This window comes from Bacillus sp. K7 (genome assembly GCF_053903245.1).
This window is the reverse complement of sequence record NZ_CP096406.1, coordinates 639,671-659,799: the sequence shown is the minus strand read 5'-3', so window position 1 is coordinate 659,799 and position 20,129 is coordinate 639,671. Positions and strand designations below refer to the sequence as shown.

At 42.7% G+C, this 20,129-nt stretch carries 14 protein-coding genes and 1 pseudogene; 7 read left to right on the top strand and 8 right to left on the bottom strand.

Annotation, left to right across the window (positions count from 1 at the left end; all coding sequences use genetic code 11):
- Positions 1-237: 237 nt before the first annotated feature.
- From M1D98_RS03415 to M1D98_RS03390, 6 genes are all read right to left on the bottom strand, one after another.
- A complete protein-coding gene (locus M1D98_RS03415) occupies positions 238-3,015 on the bottom strand; it encodes a DEAD/DEAH box helicase family protein (RefSeq protein ID WP_121642045.1) in 2,778 nt (925 codons plus the stop codon).
- Position 3,016: 1 nt separating this feature from the next.
- Positions 3,017-4,981 carry a DNA methyltransferase gene (locus M1D98_RS03410; protein WP_121642044.1) on the bottom strand — a complete coding sequence of 655 codons (1,965 nt, stop codon included), beginning with the start codon at positions 4,979-4,981 and terminating at the stop codon, positions 3,017-3,019.
- Positions 4,982-5,206: 225 nt separating this feature from the next.
- Positions 5,207-6,748, bottom strand: a complete 1,542-nt coding sequence (guaA, locus tag M1D98_RS03405) for a glutamine-hydrolyzing GMP synthase (protein ID WP_039076078.1) — start codon at positions 6,746-6,748, stop codon at positions 5,207-5,209.
- Positions 6,749-6,908: 160 nt separating this feature from the next.
- Positions 6,909-9,122 (bottom strand): DUF4129 domain-containing transglutaminase family protein, encoded by a 2,214-nt coding sequence (locus tag M1D98_RS03400; protein WP_456280004.1) that lies wholly within the window; start codon positions 9,120-9,122, stop codon positions 6,909-6,911.
- A 21-nt stretch (positions 9,123-9,143) separates the two neighbouring features.
- The gene (locus tag M1D98_RS03395; RefSeq protein WP_121642034.1) at positions 9,144-10,340 is read right to left on the bottom strand and encodes a DUF58 domain-containing protein; all 1,197 of its coding nucleotides are present in this window, start codon (positions 10,338-10,340) and stop codon (positions 9,144-9,146) included.
- On the bottom strand, positions 10,337-11,299 hold the full coding sequence (locus M1D98_RS03390; RefSeq protein WP_121642033.1) for an AAA family ATPase: 963 nt from the start codon (positions 11,297-11,299) through the stop codon (positions 10,337-10,339). Before M1D98_RS03390 ends, M1D98_RS03395 begins: the two co-directional genes overlap by 4 nt.
- 296 nt (positions 11,300-11,595) lie before the next feature.
- Between M1D98_RS03390 and bglS the strand changes: the two genes are divergently transcribed.
- The 7 genes and pseudogenes from bglS (at position 11,596) to M1D98_RS03355 (ending at position 18,392) form a co-directional block, all read left to right on the top strand.
- Entirely contained in the window at positions 11,596-12,327 is a 732-nt protein-coding gene (bglS, locus tag M1D98_RS03385; protein WP_010329058.1) for a beta-glucanase, read from the top strand.
- Positions 12,328-12,733: 406 nt separating this feature from the next.
- Positions 12,734-14,140 carry a GABA permease gene (gene gabP, locus M1D98_RS03380; RefSeq protein ID WP_268528941.1) on the top strand — a complete coding sequence of 469 codons (1,407 nt, stop codon included), beginning with the start codon at positions 12,734-12,736 and terminating at the stop codon, positions 14,138-14,140.
- Positions 14,141-14,288: 148 nt separating this feature from the next.
- Entirely contained in the window at positions 14,289-15,830 is a 1,542-nt protein-coding gene (gene cotA / locus M1D98_RS03375; RefSeq protein WP_456280003.1) for an outer spore coat copper-dependent laccase CotA, read from the top strand.
- A gap of 94 nt (positions 15,831-15,924) precedes the next feature.
- Positions 15,925-16,915 (top strand): annotated as a pseudogene (locus M1D98_RS03370) (DUF4003 family protein); the annotation flags it as partial.
- 18 nt (positions 16,916-16,933) lie between these two features.
- Positions 16,934-17,749: an alpha/beta fold hydrolase gene (locus tag M1D98_RS03365; RefSeq protein WP_456280215.1), complete on the top strand. Its 816-nt coding sequence runs from the start codon at positions 16,934-16,936 to the stop codon at positions 17,747-17,749.
- An 82-nt stretch (positions 17,750-17,831) separates the two neighbouring features.
- Entirely contained in the window at positions 17,832-18,041 is a 210-nt protein-coding gene (locus M1D98_RS03360) for a cold-shock protein (protein WP_010329053.1), read from the top strand.
- A gap of 192 nt (positions 18,042-18,233) precedes the next feature.
- On the top strand, positions 18,234-18,392 hold the full coding sequence (locus M1D98_RS03355) for a hypothetical protein (RefSeq protein ID WP_268559517.1): 159 nt from the start codon (positions 18,234-18,236) through the stop codon (positions 18,390-18,392).
- A gap of 31 nt (positions 18,393-18,423) precedes the next feature.
- On the opposite strand, the gene M1D98_RS03350 is transcribed toward M1D98_RS03355, so the two are convergent.
- Positions 18,424-19,467, bottom strand: coding sequence for a hypothetical protein (locus tag M1D98_RS03350; RefSeq protein WP_456280002.1), 1,044 nt, complete (start codon positions 19,465-19,467; stop codon positions 18,424-18,426).
- Between the two features lie 63 nt (positions 19,468-19,530).
- Positions 19,531-19,902, bottom strand: a complete 372-nt coding sequence (walM, locus tag M1D98_RS03345; protein WP_041952549.1) for a cell wall metabolism protein WalM — start codon at positions 19,900-19,902, stop codon at positions 19,531-19,533.
- Positions 19,903-20,129: the final 227 nt, after the last annotated feature.

The window sequence follows — 20,129 nt, the reverse complement described above, 5'->3', positions numbered from 1 at the left end:
GTTTCAAAAAGGTACAAAGAAACGCCCCTTTTTTTGTAAAAGGGACGTTTTTCTACTCGCTATTTACTTATTCCCACTCAATAGAGCGGATAGGGCTTATAAAGGCTGTTGTTATCGCATTGCTTGCTAAGGTGTCCCCAATACCTTGGAGACAGTTTTGGTGACAATTGTTTCACCGCTTGATTACCTACAAATGCAAATTGCTCGGGTTCTAATAGTTTCGTTATTCTTGCCATCTTACTCACCATCAAGAACGATTCCTGAAGAGAACTCTAAGGTTTCTTGAACTGTGGAGGAATCAGTTGCTTCCTGCACTTGGGTAATTTCTGCAAGTTGAGCCATAGTTTTTTGACCATCACCCTTAGTATAAAATTTCAGCCCGCTAATTCGAACGTTCTTTGAATCATCTTCAAATTCCATTTCTGCTTGATGGTCGGTCATGTATAATAGCAAGTCTTGTTTCCATAACTCACTGACAAACCTGTCACCGCTCATTCCTTTTGGTTCAATGAATATTTGAAAATAAAACTCGTTATCCTCAAGAAATAAAATAAAGTCGGGTTGAAAGCCTTGTAAGTGCATTTCTACTGTTTCTCCTGCACGATTGATCCGTGAGCCATATTGGTGCAGTTTAACTTTTTCACTTTTGGCTGACTCACGATGCATATTTTCATCCATACGGAACAAGTAGACAGCCTTGTTATACTTTTGTTTCAACTCATCTACATGGGCTTTAATGCGCTCTATCAACTCGAACTCAAGCTTATTGACAATTGCTTTTTCATATACGTAAAATTCATCATTCATTTCATAAGCAGCAACCTTTTGTGTTGTTTCGTTCAATAGGTTTGCGGTGTCATACTCTGGAACACGCTTGTTGTAATTCGTTAGGTATTCTCTAATCGGATAGCCGATAAATCTATTGGTCCCCCGTTGCTTGACGTAACCTGACTTGAATTTCACTTCATATTCTTTCAATATATCGATGGTTACTTTCAAAATCTCATCTGGAGAAATATCTGACGCTTTGTATTCTTTAGGAACAGTCAAGTAGAGCTTCAAATTCCCTCCATTTAACCATTTTTCTCCATAGATAAATTCTTTCATAGAAGTCAGGAGGGGAAGATACTTTTTCAAATTATCAAACTTGTAAAACTCCAAGCGTTGGATGGCTTTCTTAATGAAACGAATATCAAATTTTTCAATACCGATAGTTTTTGTTTCAATATTTTCAACAGTAGCTTTATAAGAAACTTCCCGACTACCATAGTTCAAACTTCGGGAAATATCTGACTTATGGTTAATGCCATATTTTTCAATAGAGTCGAACCATTCGTCTGATACATCCTCGGCCTCGTTATAATAGATTTTCCCTGTTTTATAGGTATCTGTTTTCTTGAAGGAAGGTTTAACTTTAATTTCAATAGGCGGATTTTTCTTATCTTGTCCCGTTGGTAAATCCATTTGTTCCAAAGAGCCCACTAGCTGTTTCAAATATTGAGGTTCATTCATTGTATGGTAGTGGAGGGTTTCTAAAAATAATTGCTTATTTGAAGAATCATTGTCATATCTCCGCTGATAGCTTTTCTCACCTTCAATTTCAAATGGATAATACCTTGCACCTCGTCCAATCAATTGAGCTTCAACCATTGTAGCGTTCTTATTCGTGCCTGCTTCTTTTTCGATACGAACAATATCATATAGATTGAGCACATCCCACCCCTCTGTAAGTTTTGCCACAGCAAAAACTACACGATAGAGATTATTAGGGTTTTCGAGCGTGTTCAAGGCTTCATACTGACCTTTTTCAAGCATATTGCCACTGGCATCGTTGGCATTCAAAACATTTCGTGGGTCAAAGTCCTGTTTAATCTCACGAACAATCTTTGCTAAATCATTTTCATTTTGCAGGTAGAAATTATAAGCCAACTTTAGTGCAGAGCTTTCATTACTATCCAATGCTTGCTGACGTTGGATGAATGATACTAGATCACTTACGTTTAGATTGGTAATGAGTTCATTAAAGACTTTTGTTGCTTCAAGTGAGATTGCAACTTTTGGTGATTTGAACATAATCACGGGCTTGAACGATCCCGTGACACCCTCAGCATAGGCACGATATTTTCGGAATTGTGAGAGTAACACCACGTTCAGCATTTTATCTTCATCACTTGCGGATGTTTCAATACGCTTAACCTGCTTAGAGTACCCATCAAACATAAGTTTGTTTAACGGATAACGGTAAACGACTTTATCACGATACTTGTTGTAAATTGCTTCCTTGTCAAAATCCACTGTTGCCGTGAACTCTAGCAATAGATTCTTTTTCTCCTTTTCATCCCTAGCCCTTAGAATCTTATTGATAGCAGATTCCCAAGTGTTCTCAGCTTCTTTTTCTGATTTTGTGCTTGCGGAATAGTGATGAGCTTCATCAGCCAAAACAACTACAGGGTGATTTTCATAATCAGATAAACCCATTGTATTCTCTTTTAACACAAACAAATCATCTGATACCTTTTGCACGGATGAAAGCTTGATATAAATGGTATTATTTTGGCGAACATGAGGAAAACGCTCAACTTGTCGAATATAAATTCGTTGTCCGTCAATCTCAATTTTTTCTTGAAAAAGATATTTCTCACTATTTTGATTTACCAAATTATCCTTCGTTTTCATAAGGACGGAATTTGTATTTACCGTAAACAAGAAATTCTGATACTTAAGTTCCTGATAAAGGTAGAGAATTAGACCCGCCATTAAATCCGTTTTCCCTGAACCAGTCGCCATATTAAACAGAACGTGTTGAGGACTGGGATTGATCTGGGTTTGCGTATAGTGATAGTTACGCATTGCTTCATCCTGATAATCACGTAACGTATGGAGTAAATTTTGATTGATATACTCTGGAATAACGTATCCTTGATGATGACTAAATAAGTTTTGTTCTGCTTTCTTAGCTTGCTCAATTAAAGGAAATTTACGAGCATTAGCAGGAGTTTTCTTTGCTCTTGCCATATTACTCACCACCTTCATAGAACGCTTTGTTAAAATCGTAGTCCTCGTCAGAAATTAAGTCACGGACATTCTTATCATCAATTTCCGAGTAGTTATAGTAAAGTCCATTCTTATCAAGCAATTTGATTAACAGACGTTTATTTTCATCAAAGCCTTCAGTCCAATCAATTTTTGATAAGTCAGCACGGAAGGTAATATCCGCAGGTTCATCTGTATCAGTACCTAATAGCATACGTTTGTAAACTGATTTGAGTTCGTCAACGGTCTTTGAGTGGATAATATCTTGGAGGTAACCCATATTTTTAGGGAATAGTTCTGCATAGACAAATGAACCACCACCTTGCCAGTTAACGTCTTTAGAAATACCACCTTGCTCACCTTCAATAACTTTTTGTAATCTTGGAACAGATACGGTATTGATATAGTCCATTTGTTCAATACCAATGAAACGACGATTCATTTTCATTGCTACAGCTTGTGTAGTAGCTGAACCCATATGAAAATCCAAAACTAAATCTTGTTCATCCGAACCTATTTTGATAATTTCGCTTAATAAGTTTTCTGGTTTCGGGAAACTAAAAATTTTCCCATTAAAAAGTTTCTGTAATTCTTCTGTTCCCCTGCGATTGGAAAACTTTGCATCCTGCCAAATTGTACGAGGAATCTGCTGTTTCGGTCTCATTTTCTGAGCAATTCTATAAGTGCCATCAGCTTTTATTTGTCCAACTAGTTCAGTCTTTCCTAATGCCTTGGATTTCTCTTTTCCCCAACGCCAAACAAATTGAGTTCCATCTGTTTTAGAGATTGGAGGATAAACCTCAACCGTATGCTGCTCATCTTTTTCTAAAGAAACTGTACTATATCCTTTCTCATCTATGTTTTCAGAGACATAGAATGGATAATATAGATTAGGACGATTTCCCTTATGAAACGCTGAGTTACTATTAAATAAAGGATGGAGATAGTACTTACTAAATTCATCTTCTTGTTTAAACTTAGTATCAGATACATCTAATGCAAAGGTTTTCGCTGATTCTAATTCCTTTGCATACGCATGGATGTATTCATGCGTCTGTGCAAAGGAGCCGTAATCACGTCCGTTTGGAGCTGATACATTGATTACCGTGCCTAGATAAGCTTTTTCAAAAATCTCATCCATTAATAGCTTTAACTCCGCAAACTCATTCCTATCAATGCTGACGAAAATAACACCATCATCCGTCAGTAATTCTCTTGCAATCTCCAATCGATTCTTCATGAAAGTAAGCCACGCTGATTGATTGAATTTATCGTTATATGAAAAGCTGTCATTTCCAGTATTGTAAGGTGGGTCAATATAAATCAGTTTCACCTGACCTGTATAGAATTCTTTTAATGTATGCAAAGCCAACAAATTATTTCCTTTGATAATCAGATTGTCTTTCTCCTTATCAAAAGAAACAACACCATTATCGACACTGACTGACGAATTATCCCCGAAACGTTTAACATTCGTCAATATTTTCATATCAAAAAGACGGTCAATCTCATCCTTTTCAATGACCTCGTTTAAAAAGGCATCATCATAGCCATCTTCGCTATTTTCCTTTGTCATGGAAGCAGTAAGCACACCATCTTTGAACGGAAAATCTAACACCACGTCTTGGCTGTCCTGTAAGAACTTCCCTTTTGAAGCTAACCCGACACGATTTTCATACTTGGTGTAACTTGTATCCCAGTAATCATTGTAGAGAATCGCTTCCTCAAGTTGTTCAATTTGAAATAACTTCTGTCCTGCAACTTCCTTGATAAAATGTTGCTTGATAAATTCCACTTCAAATAACTTGCTAAGAAGTGTTTCATCATAATTCCGTAAATCATCCGTGAGTTTTGAACGGTTCAATTCTTCCCCAACTAAGTATTTTCCGTCAAAAGAAGATAACGCCTTTTTTAGTTCATCAAAAATCTTTGGTTCAACCTTTGCCATTTCATTCATTCCCTTAACAATATTTATTTCTAATTATAACATTGAAACCAATCCCCATATAGGCAAACCACAGAAAGAAAAAACTCCCACCGACTATCATTCGGTGAGAGTTTTTTGGCTACAATCTTGGAGACATATCAAATGATTTTTCAACTCCAAAAGTCACTTGAGTTTTACCTAAATGGCATAAAACCAATGTTTTCGGTCGTATAAAGTGTCACTAGTTTATTCCCACTCAATCGTCGCAGGCGGCTTACTTGTAATATCGTACACCACGCGGTTAATGTGCTTCACTTCGTTTACGATACGTGTCGAAATGACTTCAAGCACATCCCACGGGATACGCGCCCAGTCAGATGTCATGCCGTCGATTGATGTAACGGCGCGGATTCCGATTGTGTAATCATATGTTCTTGCGTCACCCATAACACCAACGCTGCGGATGTCAGGAAGAACAGTGAAGTATTGCCAGATATCACGCTCTAACCCGTGATTCGCAACTTCTTCACGTAAAATCGCATCTGATTCACGAACGATTTCAAGCTTTTCTTCTGTTACTTCGCCAAGAACACGGATTCCGAGTCCCGGTCCTGGGAAAGGCTGGCGCCAAACGATGTCATCGGGAATGCCGAGCTCTGTGCCAAGCGCGCGCACTTCATCTTTGAAGAGCGTGTTTAACGGCTCGATCAGTTCAAACTGCATGTCTTCTGGAAGCCCTCCGACATTGTGGTGAGATTTGATCGTTTGCGCCGTTGCCGTACCGCTCTCGATGATATCAGTGTAAAGCGTTCCTTGTGCAAGGTAGTCGATGCCTTTGAGCTTGTCCGCTTCATCATCGAACACGTAAATGAATTCATTGCCGATGATTTTGCGTTTTTGCTCAGGATCAGAAACGCCTTTTAGTTTATTTAAGAATCTATCTTGTGCGTCTACTTTAATGACGTTCATGTTAAAGCCTTCACTGAATGTTTTCATAACCCCTTCAGCCTCGCCTTTACGGAGAAGGCCATGGTCTACAAAGATACAAGTCAGCTGGTCGCCGATCGCTTTATGAATCAAAACAGCAACAACAGAGGAATCAACGCCGCCGCTTAGCGCGCAAAGAACCTGCTTGTCTCCGACCGTTTCACGGATTTTTTGCATTTCGATTTCGATAAAGTTCTCCATTGACCATTTGCCTTCACATTCGCAAACGCCGAATACAAAGTTTTTCAAGAGATCATTGCCATATTCAGAGTGGCGCACTTCCGGGTGAAACTGAACGCCGTACCATTTTTTGTCCGCTTTGCTCATCGCTGAGTTTGGGCAGTGATGGCTTGTCGCGTCAACAGTGAAGCCTTCAGGAACTTCCACAACCAAATCGCCGTGGCTCATCCAAACCACTTGTTCGTTCGGAAGATCTTTGAACAAATCAGGTGTGCCTTCGATGTGGATGTTTGCTTTTCCGTATTCACGCTGGCTTGCCGCTTCGACTTTACCGCCAAGGTAATGAGTCATCAGCTGCATGCCATAGCAAATTCCCAATACAGGAATATCAAGCTCGAAGATTTTCTCGTCACAGCGGAAAGAGTTTTCATCATACACACTGTTTGGACCGCCGGATAAAATAATTCCTTTTGGATTCATTTCTTTAATTTCTTCAGCCGTCAATGTATGGGGATGCAGCTCGCTGTATACACCGAATTCACGGATACGGCGTGTAATCAGCTGATTATACTGACTGCCGAAATCAAGGACAAGAATCATTTCATTCACTAACTTTGTCATGGTTGTCACCTAATCTCCTCTAAGTTTTTTGACACAGAAAAAAACGAGGACAGATATGAAGCCGCTCCGCCCTCTTTGGCAAGGCCGTTTGCCGAAGTCCGGCAACTCGCTCCCAGACTCCGATAATATTCACTAATTCTAACAACACGTCGATAAGCGGTCAAGACCATCTTCTTTTAATTAAATTTTCCCATAACTTTCTGGATTCATTCCAAAGTGAAGCCGAATCTTCATTTCTGTAAAGCGCCCGTTCATAGCGTAGTGTCAGCTTTGACATGTCTTCCGATCCATATTTTCCATCGATTCGTTTCGCATAATCACGCAGCGTTTCACTGTCTCTTTTCGGCAGCCCTTTTCTCTTCAGTTGTTTCAGCAGCGCGTCATATGCCTCAAAAAACGCGTGCTGATCGCTGCGCCGCTTCAATTTCCTCACGGCGAAAACAGGAATCCATAACGAGCGGAAAACATACAGCAATACAGCTGCCACCAGGAGGACTGCAAGAACCGCAAGCGCTGCATACAAGCCCGCACCTGCATTGGTATGTGAAGCGGACGGCTTTTTAGAAACAGCTGGCTCCCGTTTTTCCTTTTGTTTTTCTTCTTTTTGCGGCTGTTTTTTCTCTTCTTTCTGTTTCTCTTGTGCTTTCTTCGGCGAGCTGCTGTCATCGCTGCCGGAGTCCTTTGTGTCAGAAGAAGTAAATTCAGCCGGATTTGTAAACCCTTTAGTCGGCTCAAATGTAACCCAGCCCTGTTCCGGGAAATACACCTCTACCCAGGAATGGGCATTGTTATTTGTCACTTCGTAAATGCTGCCATTTTTGTTCCCTGCTTCTTTGTATTCGCCGGACGTATAACCCTTTACCCAGCGGGCCGGAATGCCGGCCGAACGGAGGAGCACCACCATTGCGGAAGAAAAGTTATCACAGTAGCCCATCTTTGTTTCAAACAGAAATTGGTCGACATAATCCTCATGATCCTTAGGAATGGTCACGTTTTCGGTTTCATATGTGAACTCGTTTGAGCCTAAATAGTCCTCTACCGCTTTCACCTTATCAAACATATTATCGTGTTCCTGAGTCAGCTTGGCCGCAAGGGTTCTCACCCGCTCAGGCAGTGATTCTGGCAGCTGCATAAAGCGGTCGCTGAATGTGTATTCCTCACTGTTGTTTCTCACTTTTACCTTTCTCAGCTCATCCAGCTTGTAGACCGGGGAATTGTATGTGATGGTATACCTCCCCATATTTCTGATCTCACCGGCTTGCTCACTGATCGGAGAAATTTGTTCTGTGTTCCCGTTCATTTCAAGTGAGACATCCTGCTTTGGCTTTATGGCCTTCGCACCGATCGGATACATGACATGGTTATACCCGTAGTGTTCATCGACTTTTACACGGACGGTGCTGCGCTCTGTCTCAACCTTGTGGTCAAACCATAGATTTTCAACTTGCCCTCCGCTTAGCTGATAGGACATGCCTGTATCCGTTTCAATCCAGCCTTTTCCGGTATACGTATCCTTCGTTTCCACACGAAAATACGTGCGCTCTTTTCCCTGCCAAGTAAAAACAGGTGTATCATCCTGCTGAAACGGGCCTCCGAGTGATTCATCATGGTTTCCGTATCCGATTTTGCTTTCTCCAGCCGGCACACGTTCTTGATTGGTGATTTTTTTGAGAAAAGGCACCGGATCAGGCCAAGCCGGATCCGACTTTGGAGCCGAAAGTCCGAATCCCACCGCAGCCAAAATAAATACGGATAACGGCAGAAACCATTTGAGGACAGATGTTTTCGGCAACGCGATTCTTTCCATCAGCTTGATGCGTTCTAAGTATAAAAGGCCAAGCATAAAGAAGCCGATCAGCACGATACGGATGACGGCATAAGTGGCATCATATGGCGTAAAGGTATCAAGAATCGTAATATACGCTACTGTCATCATAAAGAAAAATAAGATTCTTCTCTGGTAAATCACCCAATAATGAAGGAGATAGACCAACAGCCACAGCAGCACAAAAAACAGCAGGGTCCGAAATGAAGGAATCATGTCATTCCATTGCCCTGATTGAATCAACGTGATATTCAAATAGACATCCTGTAAAAAAGAGCTGACCCAGCTCAAGTCAAATATGGAGCCTTGATAAAACAGGATGTGTACTGAGATCAACGTAAATAAGACACAAAAAGGAACAGTGACAAACCATCTCATCCTGAAAAAGGTCAGCAGAAACGTCAAGCCGATAAAGACAATAAAAAAGCCTGTATGTTTCGTATCTGTAAAACGGTCAAGCGGCCTGAGCCACTCCCAAAGCAATAAAAACGCCAGAAAATAAAATAACAGCAAGCTCAAACGGCTTCCCTTCTGATCATCGTGCGGCATGTGCACCCGTCACCTCTCTTTCTAAACAACACGCGAAACTCGTCCGCCTCTCATGACCTGAACTCTGATTTGTCGTTTCTTCATCTGCTCGATCATGACATTTTCAGCTTGAGACAGCTCAGCATCTTTCTCTTTTGCCAGGATGACTGTAACCCGGCCGCCCGCGGTTTCCGCGATGTGCAGCAAATCTTCCGTGAACTGTCCTGTGACGAGCACCTTATCAGCCTTGCGGACAGACGGCTTCCCCAGCTCCTCCCGTACATATCGGCTTACCGGGTCAGCCGCATCACAGTGAGTGACGGCTAAATGCCGAAGCATTCGCTTAAAATGCTGCTCTCCCTCTTGAATAGGAAAAAGCGTTTTTTCCTTTCCGACTGAGGCCAGTCCTGCCCCCGCGCCGCTTTGTAAAACAGAATGAAGAATCGAAGCTGACACTGAAACGACCTCTTCGAATGCTTCAGAGGAAGAACGGTCCATCAGAAGAAACAGGTTTTTGCTTCGAGATGGTTCAAATTCCTTCGTCATCAGCTGGCTCCGCCGCGCGGAGGCCTTCCAGTCTAATGCAGCAAACCGGTCTCCCGGCTGATAATTCCGCACACTTGCTGCGACTGTGGAATGGTGCTGATGAACCGGAGAAGAACCGCTTACCCCATCTTCCTGATGCCTTTCATTCACCTGATAAGAAAGACGCTGAAAGGCTGGATAAACAAACAGGGTATCATCAAGCTCATAAAAAGCTGTTTTTTCAATCAAGCCGAGAACATCCCCGGTTCGCACCCTGACAGCTTGAAAATGATGCTCTCCGCGCGGTATACGAGCTAATTCATACGACATCGTCATACTCCTTTTAAACCATGGAAAAACGAGCCGTTTGGCCGCGGCTTCATCTCGTTTCAATGGCTCGAGTCCTTCCGGCAGGCAATCTTCAATCACCATATACATCAGCGGAAACGGCAGCTTCCTTCTCAGCGTAACCGACACGCCCAGCCTGTCACCGGCATGCAATTGTGTTTTGGCCACTTCCCTTGAAGCCTGAAAAGAGCGAAGCGGATATAATGCCAGCAATCCGGCATACACGACAAAAGGAAGAAACGCATAAAACAAAAACCAGCTGACAAATCCGCCCTGAAACATCGCGTAAGAAAAAACAGCAGCCGTCAATAGCGTTAATACAATCAGCTTCCACCCATATACAAACCATTGCATCTTCTTCATCAGCGGATCGACGGCCTTTGAACCGGCACCTTCACAACGGACATGATCTCCCGTACGATCGCGCCTGCCTCGATTCCTTCAAATTTCGCCTCTGACTGCAGCAGCATCCTGTGCGGAAGCGTGAAAGGAGCCAAATATTGAATATCATCCGGAATGACATAGTCACGATGATGAAGCAGCGCATATGCTTGGGCCGCTTTCATGAGAGCGATTGATCCGCGCGGACTGACGCCTAATTGAACAGAGGCATGCTGTCTCGTTTTCTGAACGATTTCTACAATATATTCTTTGATGCTGTCATCGACGCGGACATTTTGCACTTCCCTCTGTAAACGGATGAAGTCTTCTCTTGTAATAACCGGCTCAAGCGTCTCTATTGGATGGCTTTTTTCCTGAAGAGATAAGACGTCCAGTTCCTCATGAAAGGAGGGATAACCCATGCGAAGTTTGAATAAAAAACGGTCAAGCTGGGCTTCCGGCAATGGGTACGTCCCTTCATATTCGAAGGGGTTTTGCGTTGCCATCACAAAAAACGGAGCGGCAAGCGGCATCGTATAGCCGTCTACTGTAACGCTTCCTTCTTCCATCGCTTCAAGCAAAGCAGACTGTGTCTTCGGAGAGGTACGGTTGATTTCATCGGCCAGCACGATATTTCCCATAATCGGGCCGGGACGGTATTCAAATTCCAACGTTTTCGCATTATAGATGGATACGCCTGTTACATCAGACGGCAGCAAATCCGGAGTGAATTGAATTCTTTTGAAATCGGCGCCGATTGACTTGGCCAGCGCGCGAACCATCATCGTTTTCCCAACTCCGGGTACATCCTCAAGCAGCACATGCCCTTTGGCTAGAATGGCTGCTAAGCTGAGTATGGCGATGTCTCGTTTTCCAACCATTACTCTATTAATATGTTCAACTGCTTTTCCCAGCAAAGGATGCAGGTCTTCTTCGTATTCCATTCTTTTCCTCCTAGTCATCTACAAAATTCTTCATATTGTAACCTAACTTTACCACAAAAAGCGATCTCTATAAAAAAACGATTCTAGCAAATTGTTTCCAATAAAGCAGGACAAATCATACAAAAAGAGCTTACCGTGCCAGGAAGCAAAACCAACTCCCTTTTCAATCTAAAAAGATAGGTACAGAATGCTAGTAAGTAAGATTCTTTATATCGTTATTTTGACCGATGTTCCCTATTAAAAGAATTATGTATGATCAATTAAGAAAACGCTTTCAAAGAAAGGGGTATGCCAACATGTCTTATCGTATGAAACGAGTGTTATTGCTTCTTGTCACTGGATTGTTTTTGAGTTTGTCTGCATTCACATCTACTGCCTCGGCTCAAACAGGCGGATCGTTTTTTGACCCTTTTAACAGCTATAACCCCGGTTTTTGGCAAAAAGCAAATGGTTACTCGAATGGGGATATGTTCAACTGCACTTGGCGTGCAAATAACGTCTCCATGACGTCATTTGGTGAAATGCGTTTAGCGCTAACAAGTCCATCCTATAACAAGTTTGACTGCGGGGAAAACCGTTCTGTTCAAACATATGGCTATGGACTTTATGAAGTCAGAATGAAACCAGCTAAAAACACAGGTATCGTTTCATCGTTCTTCACGTACACAGGTCCAACTGATGGAACGCCTTGGGATGAGATTGATATCGAATTTTTAGGAAAAGACACAACAAAGGTTCAATTTAACTATTATACAAATGGGGCAGGAAACCATGAGAAGCTTGTGGATCTCGGATTTGATGCAGCCAATGCCTATCACACATATGCGTTCGATTGGCAGCCAAACTCTATTAAATGGTATGTCGATGGGCAATTAAAACACACTGCGACAAGCCAAATACCGACAACGCCAGGAAAGATTATGATGAACTTGTGGAATGGTACGGGTGTCGATGAATGGCTCGGTTCCTACAATGGTGTAACACCGCTATACGCTCATTACGACTGGGTGCGTTACACAAAAAAATAAAGTCAAATATGACAAGAGCCTGCTGCCTCAATATAGCCAGGCTCTTATGATTGTAGGGAAAAGTTGTTGGCATGAATGGGCGAATCTTATCGAGAGGATATCAGCCCCTCTTTCTCTTTCGAAATCGCCCGCTGCCGTCCACGCCGCAATCGTTATCCGGCAGTTCTTATTTAGCAGAAAGATAGATTCTCCGGCAAGGATGCAAGCGGTTCAGTTCAATAGTGATAATAGATCAATTTTCTTTTTATCCAAGCTTACCTGCTGAAAACTTCATAAATAAAAACCCACAAATTTGAAACAAACTGTCATATTTTCTCACACAGATTATCGGCAAAACGTTTATTTATGATAGAGTTTCAATTATCATAATATTCAGTATTCATTACATTCTTTAAGGAGGTAATCTATGAACCAGCAATCAGGATTAAAAAAAGACTTAAAAACACGCCATATGACCATGATTTCGATCGCTGGCGTGATCGGCGCAGGCCTATTTGTAGGCAGCGGTTCAGTCATTCACTCAACCGGCCCCGGTGCCATTGTTTCTTACGCGCTAGCCGGCTTACTGGTTATTTTCATCATGAGAATGCTCGGTGAAATGTCTTCCGTAAACCCGACGAGCGGATCGTTTTCTCAATACGCTCATGACGCCATCGGGCCATGGGCAGGATTTACAATCGGCTGGCTGTATTGGTTTTTCTGGGTCGTCGTCATCGCGATCGAAGCAATTGCTGGAGCCGGCATCCTTCAATACTGGTTCCACGATATTCCACTGTGGCTCACAAGCTTAGTTTTGACCGTATTGCTTACGCTGACGAATATTTACTCCGTTAAATCATTCGGGGAATTCGAATATTGGTTCTCCCTTATTAAGGTCGTTACGATCATTTTGTTCTTAATTGTTGGGTTCGCTTTCATTTTTGGATTCGCACCAGGCAGCAGTCCAGTGGGCTTCTCCAACTTGACGGGCCAAGGCGGATTTTTCCCGCAAGGCATCAGCTCCGTATTGCTTGGCATTGTCGTCGTTATTTTTTCCTTTATGGGAACGGAAATCGTTGCGATCGCTGCAGGAGAAACATCCAATCCATTAGAATCCGTGACAAAAGCGACGCGCTCCGTTGTGTGGCGCATCATCGTCTTTTACGTCGGCTCTATCGCCATTGTCGTTGCGCTTTTGCCTTGGAATTCAGCCAATATTTTAGAAAGCCCGTTCGTCGCTGTGCTAGGGCATATCGGTGTTCCCGCAGCCGCGCAGATGATGAATTTCATTGTCCTCACCGCTGTACTCTCTTGCCTGAATTCAGGTTTGTACACCACATCCAGAATGCTGTATTCACTTGCGGAAAGAAACGAAGCACCGCGCCGCTTTATGACATTAAGCAAAAAAGGAGCCCCTGTACAGGCGATTGTTGCCGGTACATTTTTCTCATATATCGCGGTTGTGATGAATTACTTTTCTCCCGATACCGTCTTTTTATTTTTAGTCAATTCATCAGGCGCCATTGCACTGCTTGTCTATCTCGTCATCGCTGTTTCCCACTTAAGAATGCGTAAAAAACTTGAAAAAACGAACCCCGAAGCGCTGAAGATAAAAATGTGGCTCTTCCCGTACTTAACCTACGTGACCATTATCGCCATCTGCGGAATTTTAGTATCTATGGCATTTATTGATTCCATGAGAGACGAACTGCTGCTGACAGGCGTCATCACAGGGATTGTTCTCATTTCTTATCTTGTGTTCAGAAAACGCAAGGTGGGCGAAAAAGCGGCATCCAAATCCATCACGCAGCAGCAGCCCGACATCCTGCCTTAATCTAATCACTCTTAAACGGACTGCCTTTAGGATTTTTATGATTATCTTTCTCTGGGAGGCGGCGGCACACAGATTTTTTTGTAACCATCACGTCCTTATCAACATTAACTATAGTACCATTTTGAAAAATTAGATAAGGACGATGAAAATGACACTTGAAAAATTTGTGGATGCTCTCCCAATCCCAGAAACACTAAAGCCAGTGCAGCAAACAAAAGAAAAGACATACTACGAAGTGACCATGGAGGAATGCGCTCATAAGCTTCACCGCGATCTCCCTCCGACCCGCTTGTGGGGTTACAACGGCCAGTTTCCCGGGCCTACCATTGAGGTCAATAGAAATGAAAACGTTTATGTAAAATGGATGAACCACCTTCCTTCAACACATTTCCTTCCGGTCGACCACACCATTCATCACAGTGACAGCCAGCATGAAGAACCCGAGGTCAAGACCGTCGTTCATTTACACGGAGGCGTCACGCCAGAGGATAGCGACGGGTATCCGGAGGCCTGGTTTACCAAAGACTTTGAACAAACAGGCCCTTATTTTAAACGAGAGATTTATCATTATCCGAATCAGCAGCGCGGTGCTATTTTGTGGTATCACGATCACGCCATGGCGCTCACCAGGCTGAATGTCTATGCCGGACTCATCGGCGCTTATCTCATTCACGATCCAAAGGAAAAACGATTAAAGCTCCCTTCCGGCGAATACGACGTGCCGCTTCTGATCACAGACCGCACGATCAACGGGGACGGTTCTTTGTTTTATCCAAACGGGCCGGAAAACCCTTCCCCGTCACTGCCTAACCCTTCAATCGTTCCGGCGTTTTGCGGAGAAACCATACTCGTCAACGGGAAGGCATGGCCATACTTGGAGGTCGAACCGAGAAAATACCGCTTTCGCGTCATCAACGCCTCCAACACGAGAACCTATAACCTGTCACTCGATAATGACGGGGAATTTATTCAGATTGGTTCAGACGGAGGGCTCCTGCCGCGCTCTGTAAAACTGAACTCATTCAGTCTAGCGCCAGCTGAACGCTATGATATCATTATTGACTTCACAGCCTATGAAGGTCAGTCGATCATATTGGCAAACAGCGAGGGCTGCGGCGGTGACGCCAATCCCGAAACAGATGCGAATATCATGCAATTCAGAGTCACAAAACCATTGGCACAAAAAGACGAAAGCAGAAAACCAAAATACCTTGCCTCATACCCTTCCGTTCAGAATGAAAGAATACACAACATCAGAACACTGAAACTGGCAGGCACTCAGGACGAATACGGCAGACCCGTCCTTCTCCTCAATAACAAACGCTGGCACGACCCTGTCACAGAAACGCCAAAAGCAGGCACAACTGAAATATGGTCCATTATCAACCCGACACGCGGAACACACCCGATCCACCTGCATCTGGTCTCCTTCCGTGTATTAGACCGGCGTCCGTTTGATATCGCGCGTTATCAAGAAAGAGGGGAATTGTCCTACACCGGCCCGGCTGTTCCGCCGCCGCCAAGTGAAAAGGGCTGGAAAGACACCATTCAAGCTCACGCCGGTGAAGTCTTGAGAATCGCGGCGACATTTGGGCCATATAGCGGACGATACGTATGGCACTGCCATATTCTTGAGCATGAAGACTATGACATGATGAGACCGATGGATATAACAGATCCCCATAAGTAACCAAACAAACTTGCCTATTACGGCAAGTTTTTTGTATATGAAACTTTCAGCTCAATAGATCGTATAACATAAAAATGGAAAAAAGGAGCCTTTTATGCGGACTTACAATCTCAATGACAAAACACAGCAGTACATTTCCCTTTATGACGAATTAAAATCAAAATTAAAATGGAAAGTTGCACACGATCAGATATTAATGCTCATTTCTTCTGCATATATTGTAAATAGAAGAGAGTTTGATTTTCAGCGTTTTTATGATTTGAGCAGCTATATCAAATCAAACATCGGCAGTTTCTCAACTCTCAATTCACATCACCGCTTTACGGTTGCTTCCATGCTGGACATTCATTTTCAGCATGAGGCAAAACAAACATTTCTCACTTTCATCGACGTATACGATGAAATGGTGACGCTTGGTTATAAGCGGGATATATTCACATACTTTGCCGCTTTGATCCTGCTCACCGGCAATTCTGACACAACAAACCAAAGAGAACAGATGAACATGGGGCTTTCTGTTTATCAGCAGATGAAGAAAAATCATTACTTCCTCACTTCAACCCAGAATATTCCCCTCGCCGTATTGCTTAGTGAAAATAAAAACGGTTTGCAGGCGCTAAACAAGGCGGAAACATGCTATCAGCTGCTGGCGGCCAACGGATTTAAAAAAGGGCAGTACTTACATCAGGTCAGCCATATTCTGGCCTTACAAAGTGAAAAAGACCCTGAAACACTTGTTTCTCATTACAAACATACATATCAATCCATTACTGATTCTTTCAAAAAGCCTAAGGATTACCATTACCCGGACCTTGCGCTTCTGACATTCCTAGAAGAACCAGATACGAAAACCGTTTTGGCTATCGCTCATGAATTAAACCAAGAAAAAGCATTTAAATGGCAAAAAGATATGAATGTCAAAATTGCTGTCAGTTTATATCTCAGTGAGCATATGGAGACAAATCTGCTGATGGAATCAGGCCTGTACACCGCTATCGAAACAGTCATTCAGGCTCAGCAGGCAGCCGTGACAGCAGCTGTCATCAGCACAACAGCAAGCAGCCAGTCATTCTCATGACGGAAACGAAATCAGGAGGGGACACATGCCATATATCACATTAGAAGATCAGACGCGCTTATACTATGAAACGCACGGGACCGGTACACCGATCGTGTTTATACACGGGGTGCTGATGAGCGGACAGTTTTTCCACAAACAATTTTCATCACTCTCTGCCAATTATCAGTGTATTCGCCTCGACCTTAGAGGACATGGCGAATCCGACAAAGTGCTTCACGGCCACACCATTTCCCAATATGCCCGCGACATAAACGAATTTCTAAAAGCAATGGAGCTCGATCATGCCGTTCTCGCCGGCTGGTCAATGGGCGCTTTTGTCGTATGGGATTATCTCAATCAATTTGGGAATGATAACATACAAGCCGCTGTGATTATCGATCAATCCGCTTCCGACTATCAATGGGAGGGATGGGAGCACGGCCCGTTTGATTTTGACGGTTTAAAAACGGCGATGCACGCCATTCAGACTGACCCGCTGTCATTCTACGAGCGTTTCATCCTTAATATGTTCGCAGAACCGCCTGCTCAGACAGAAACAGAATGGATGCTGGCAGAAATCCTTAAACAGCCGGCCGCCATTTCAAGCACAATTTTATTTAACCAAACGGCTGCGGATTACCGCGGCGCCCTTCAAAACATTAATGTGCCGACATTGTTATGCTTCGGAGAAGACCGCAAATTTTTCTCGACAGCAGCTGGAGAACACTTGCGCAGCAATCTTCCAAACTCGACACTCGTCACCTTTTCTAAAAGCAGCCATTGCCCGTTTTTAGAAGAGCCCGGCGCTTTTAACAGTACACTCCTCTCCTTTTTAGACGAGCAGATTGGAAAGTCATAAAGAAAAAGGAATTAGGAGATTAGGGAAAAGTATGAGACAATAGAAATTGTGCAGTAAAATACATGAGGGAAGAAGTGACTTTATGTCTTACTATAACAAACGAAATCAAGAACCGCTGCCTAAAGAAGATGTAAGTACTTGGGAATGCACAAAAGAAGACTGCAACGGCTGGACCAGAAAAAACTTCGCAAGCAGTGACACGCCATTGTGCCCTTTGTGCGGAAGCAAAATGATCGACGGCATCCGTTCATTAGTGAATCTCCAAAACAACAGTCAAACGAAAACAAGCTAGCTCTTCCCTATAACAAATGCAGTCTCCCGCAAGCAAACACTCCCCGAACGGAGACGCAAATTCTATATCCAGAGACTAAAAGCCTCATTTCAAAAGAGGCCTAAAACAAAGAAAGAAGCCCAAAACTGTAAACGTTGAGGGCTTCTTCTCTTTATTTTATGGTATAATATGGATATAGAAGGGGGTGATAACATGATTGCAAACCAACAGCAAAAAGACCTGAAAAAAAGGGCTAGATCCAAAAAGCTGAACCTTGCAATGAACGCTTATGTTGAACTTCTGTTTTTGTCAATACCTCTGATCCATCTCTTTAAATGGCTCGAATCATTAGCCTTGCATCTCGTCCATTAAAAAACCGCTCAGCCCATGCCGAGTGGTTTTTTCAGTTAATCACAGAAAAGCTGTTGATAATGCCGTTCGGATTTTCCCACACCTTTTTGAACGTCTTATTTTCAAGGTTATAGGAATAAATCGTCCTCACCTTCGCTTCACGTCCTGTTTCATCCTTCAGCTTTTTGGCCCCCTTGGCTTCGGCGAGAAAATAAATGCTCTTGCCATCCGCAGAGAACTGCGGCTGTGCGTCAATTAACAGCTTGAATGATTTTTGATTTGTAATGATGGTTTCATATTTTTTCGTATCCGCATTCAGCATCTGAACAGCAGCGGTTTGCTCCGTTCCTTTTTGTGTATAGGATGTAAACAAAATCTGTTTATCATCACCAGAAACAGCAATATCGCTGATAAACTGGTCAAGGCTCTTCAGCTCAGCAAAATTGTTTTGATGGCCGGCCGCAAAACGAATCGTTGCCGGTTCAGGATCGATCCCCTTTTCGTTCGCTTCATCTGTTTTCTTGTAATCTTCTTCTACAGAATAATGCAGCAGGGCAAATGAATCTGATTTCTTGTTATAAAAGAAGCCGCTGACGCTGTCATCCTGATCATTCGCGGCAGGATAAAGGTTTTTGTATTTCTTCGTTTTCAGATCAAAGGATGCGATCCGGAAATTGCTTTCATCCGCTTTTCCTAAACGGAAATAGATGGTTGAACGGTCTTTTGACAAAAACAAACTGTCCGCACTCTCCTCACCTTTATAGAGGATTGTCTTTTTATTAGACTTTAGATCCAGCTTAAAAAGCCTCATTTCATTTTGATCATTATTGCCCGTATAATAGAGCACCTGCTGCTTTTGATCCAAAGCAAATGCCGGATAGCCGGTCAGCTTGTCCTCATGGATCACCTTGTCATTTTCATAATACTTCGTCTTTAGATCGGTATTCGTAATCGAAACAAGCAGCTGATCACCGCTTTCCGTATGTACTGAAACATCAGCAGCGCTCTCATGGCCTTTATCCTTGGCAGCATAAAACGCAAAACCCGCTGCAGCGGCTGCTATCACGACAGTTAATAATAGGATTCTTTTTTTCATCTTTTATCTCCACCAATAGAAAAAGCAAGAATGCGACTTCTTGCTTTACAGATTATATGTAGATTAATAGCTGTAATGTCCCGCTACTTTCCCTTTGCTTAATGGGTATCCAAGCGCTTTAAACGCTTTAGGGCTTACATCCAGAACTGCGTTAGGCATTCTGCCAACATCATTTTTGTACACCGTAATAACCTTTTTAGGCTTCGCTTTTGCATAAGCTCTGATTTTTGTTCCGTTTTTAGGAACATCAAATCCGATCTTGGTCGCACAATCCCAGTGTCCAAGCTTTTTGCCTGAAGAGCCTTTTTTCCCGACTCCATTATACCAAGTAATATTTCCGTTCACATGTTTCGCACTGGCATCTGATGAAAAACTGAAAACTCCCAAAGTACTTCCTGCTAAAATAAAAGCGGCTAAAATGATTTTCTTCAACATTTCGTCCCCCTGTTTGTTAACATCTAGAAAAATTATACACGATCAACCAGGAGATTTTTATTTCAATATCCTTACAGTAATGTTACAAACTCTAGGATAATTGACTCTGTTAAAATAAACCATGGAAGATTATCCTATTATAATTACAATATAAGCGTTATAATTGTTGATAGAGTAGTTATCGCATTCAATATGAACGAATCATTACCGTATTGTTCAAACCAAAT

Coding starts and splice junctions, on each gene's coding strand:
- M1D98_RS03415 (WP_121642045.1), bottom strand. CDS start 3,015: ATGGCAAGAGCAAAGAAAACTCCTGCTAATGCTCGTAAATTTCCTTTA.
- M1D98_RS03410 (WP_121642044.1), bottom strand. CDS start 4,981: ATGGCAAAGGTTGAACCAAAGATTTTTGATGAACTAAAAAAGGCGTTA.
- guaA (WP_039076078.1), bottom strand. CDS start 6,748: ATGACAAAGTTAGTGAATGAAATGATTCTTGTCCTTGATTTCGGCAGT.
- M1D98_RS03400 (WP_456280004.1), bottom strand. CDS start 9,122: ATGCCGCACGATGATCAGAAGGGAAGCCGTTTGAGCTTGCTGTTATTT.
- M1D98_RS03390 (WP_121642033.1), bottom strand. CDS start 11,299: ATGGAATACGAAGAAGACCTGCATCCTTTGCTGGGAAAAGCAGTTGAA.
- bglS (WP_010329058.1), top strand. CDS start 11,596: ATGTCTTATCGTATGAAACGAGTGTTATTGCTTCTTGTCACTGGATTG.
- gabP (WP_268528941.1), top strand. CDS start 12,734: ATGAACCAGCAATCAGGATTAAAAAAAGACTTAAAAACACGCCATATG.
- cotA (WP_456280003.1), top strand. CDS start 14,289: ATGACACTTGAAAAATTTGTGGATGCTCTCCCAATCCCAGAAACACTA.
- M1D98_RS03365 (WP_456280215.1), top strand. CDS start 16,934: ATGCCATATATCACATTAGAAGATCAGACGCGCTTATACTATGAAACG.
- M1D98_RS03360 (WP_010329053.1), top strand. CDS start 17,832: ATGTCTTACTATAACAAACGAAATCAAGAACCGCTGCCTAAAGAAGAT.
- M1D98_RS03355 (WP_268559517.1), top strand. CDS start 18,234: ATGATTGCAAACCAACAGCAAAAAGACCTGAAAAAAAGGGCTAGATCC.
- M1D98_RS03350 (WP_456280002.1), bottom strand. CDS start 19,467: ATGAAAAAAAGAATCCTATTATTAACTGTCGTGATAGCAGCCGCTGCA.
- walM (WP_041952549.1), bottom strand. CDS start 19,902: ATGTTGAAGAAAATCATTTTAGCCGCTTTTATTTTAGCAGGAAGTACT.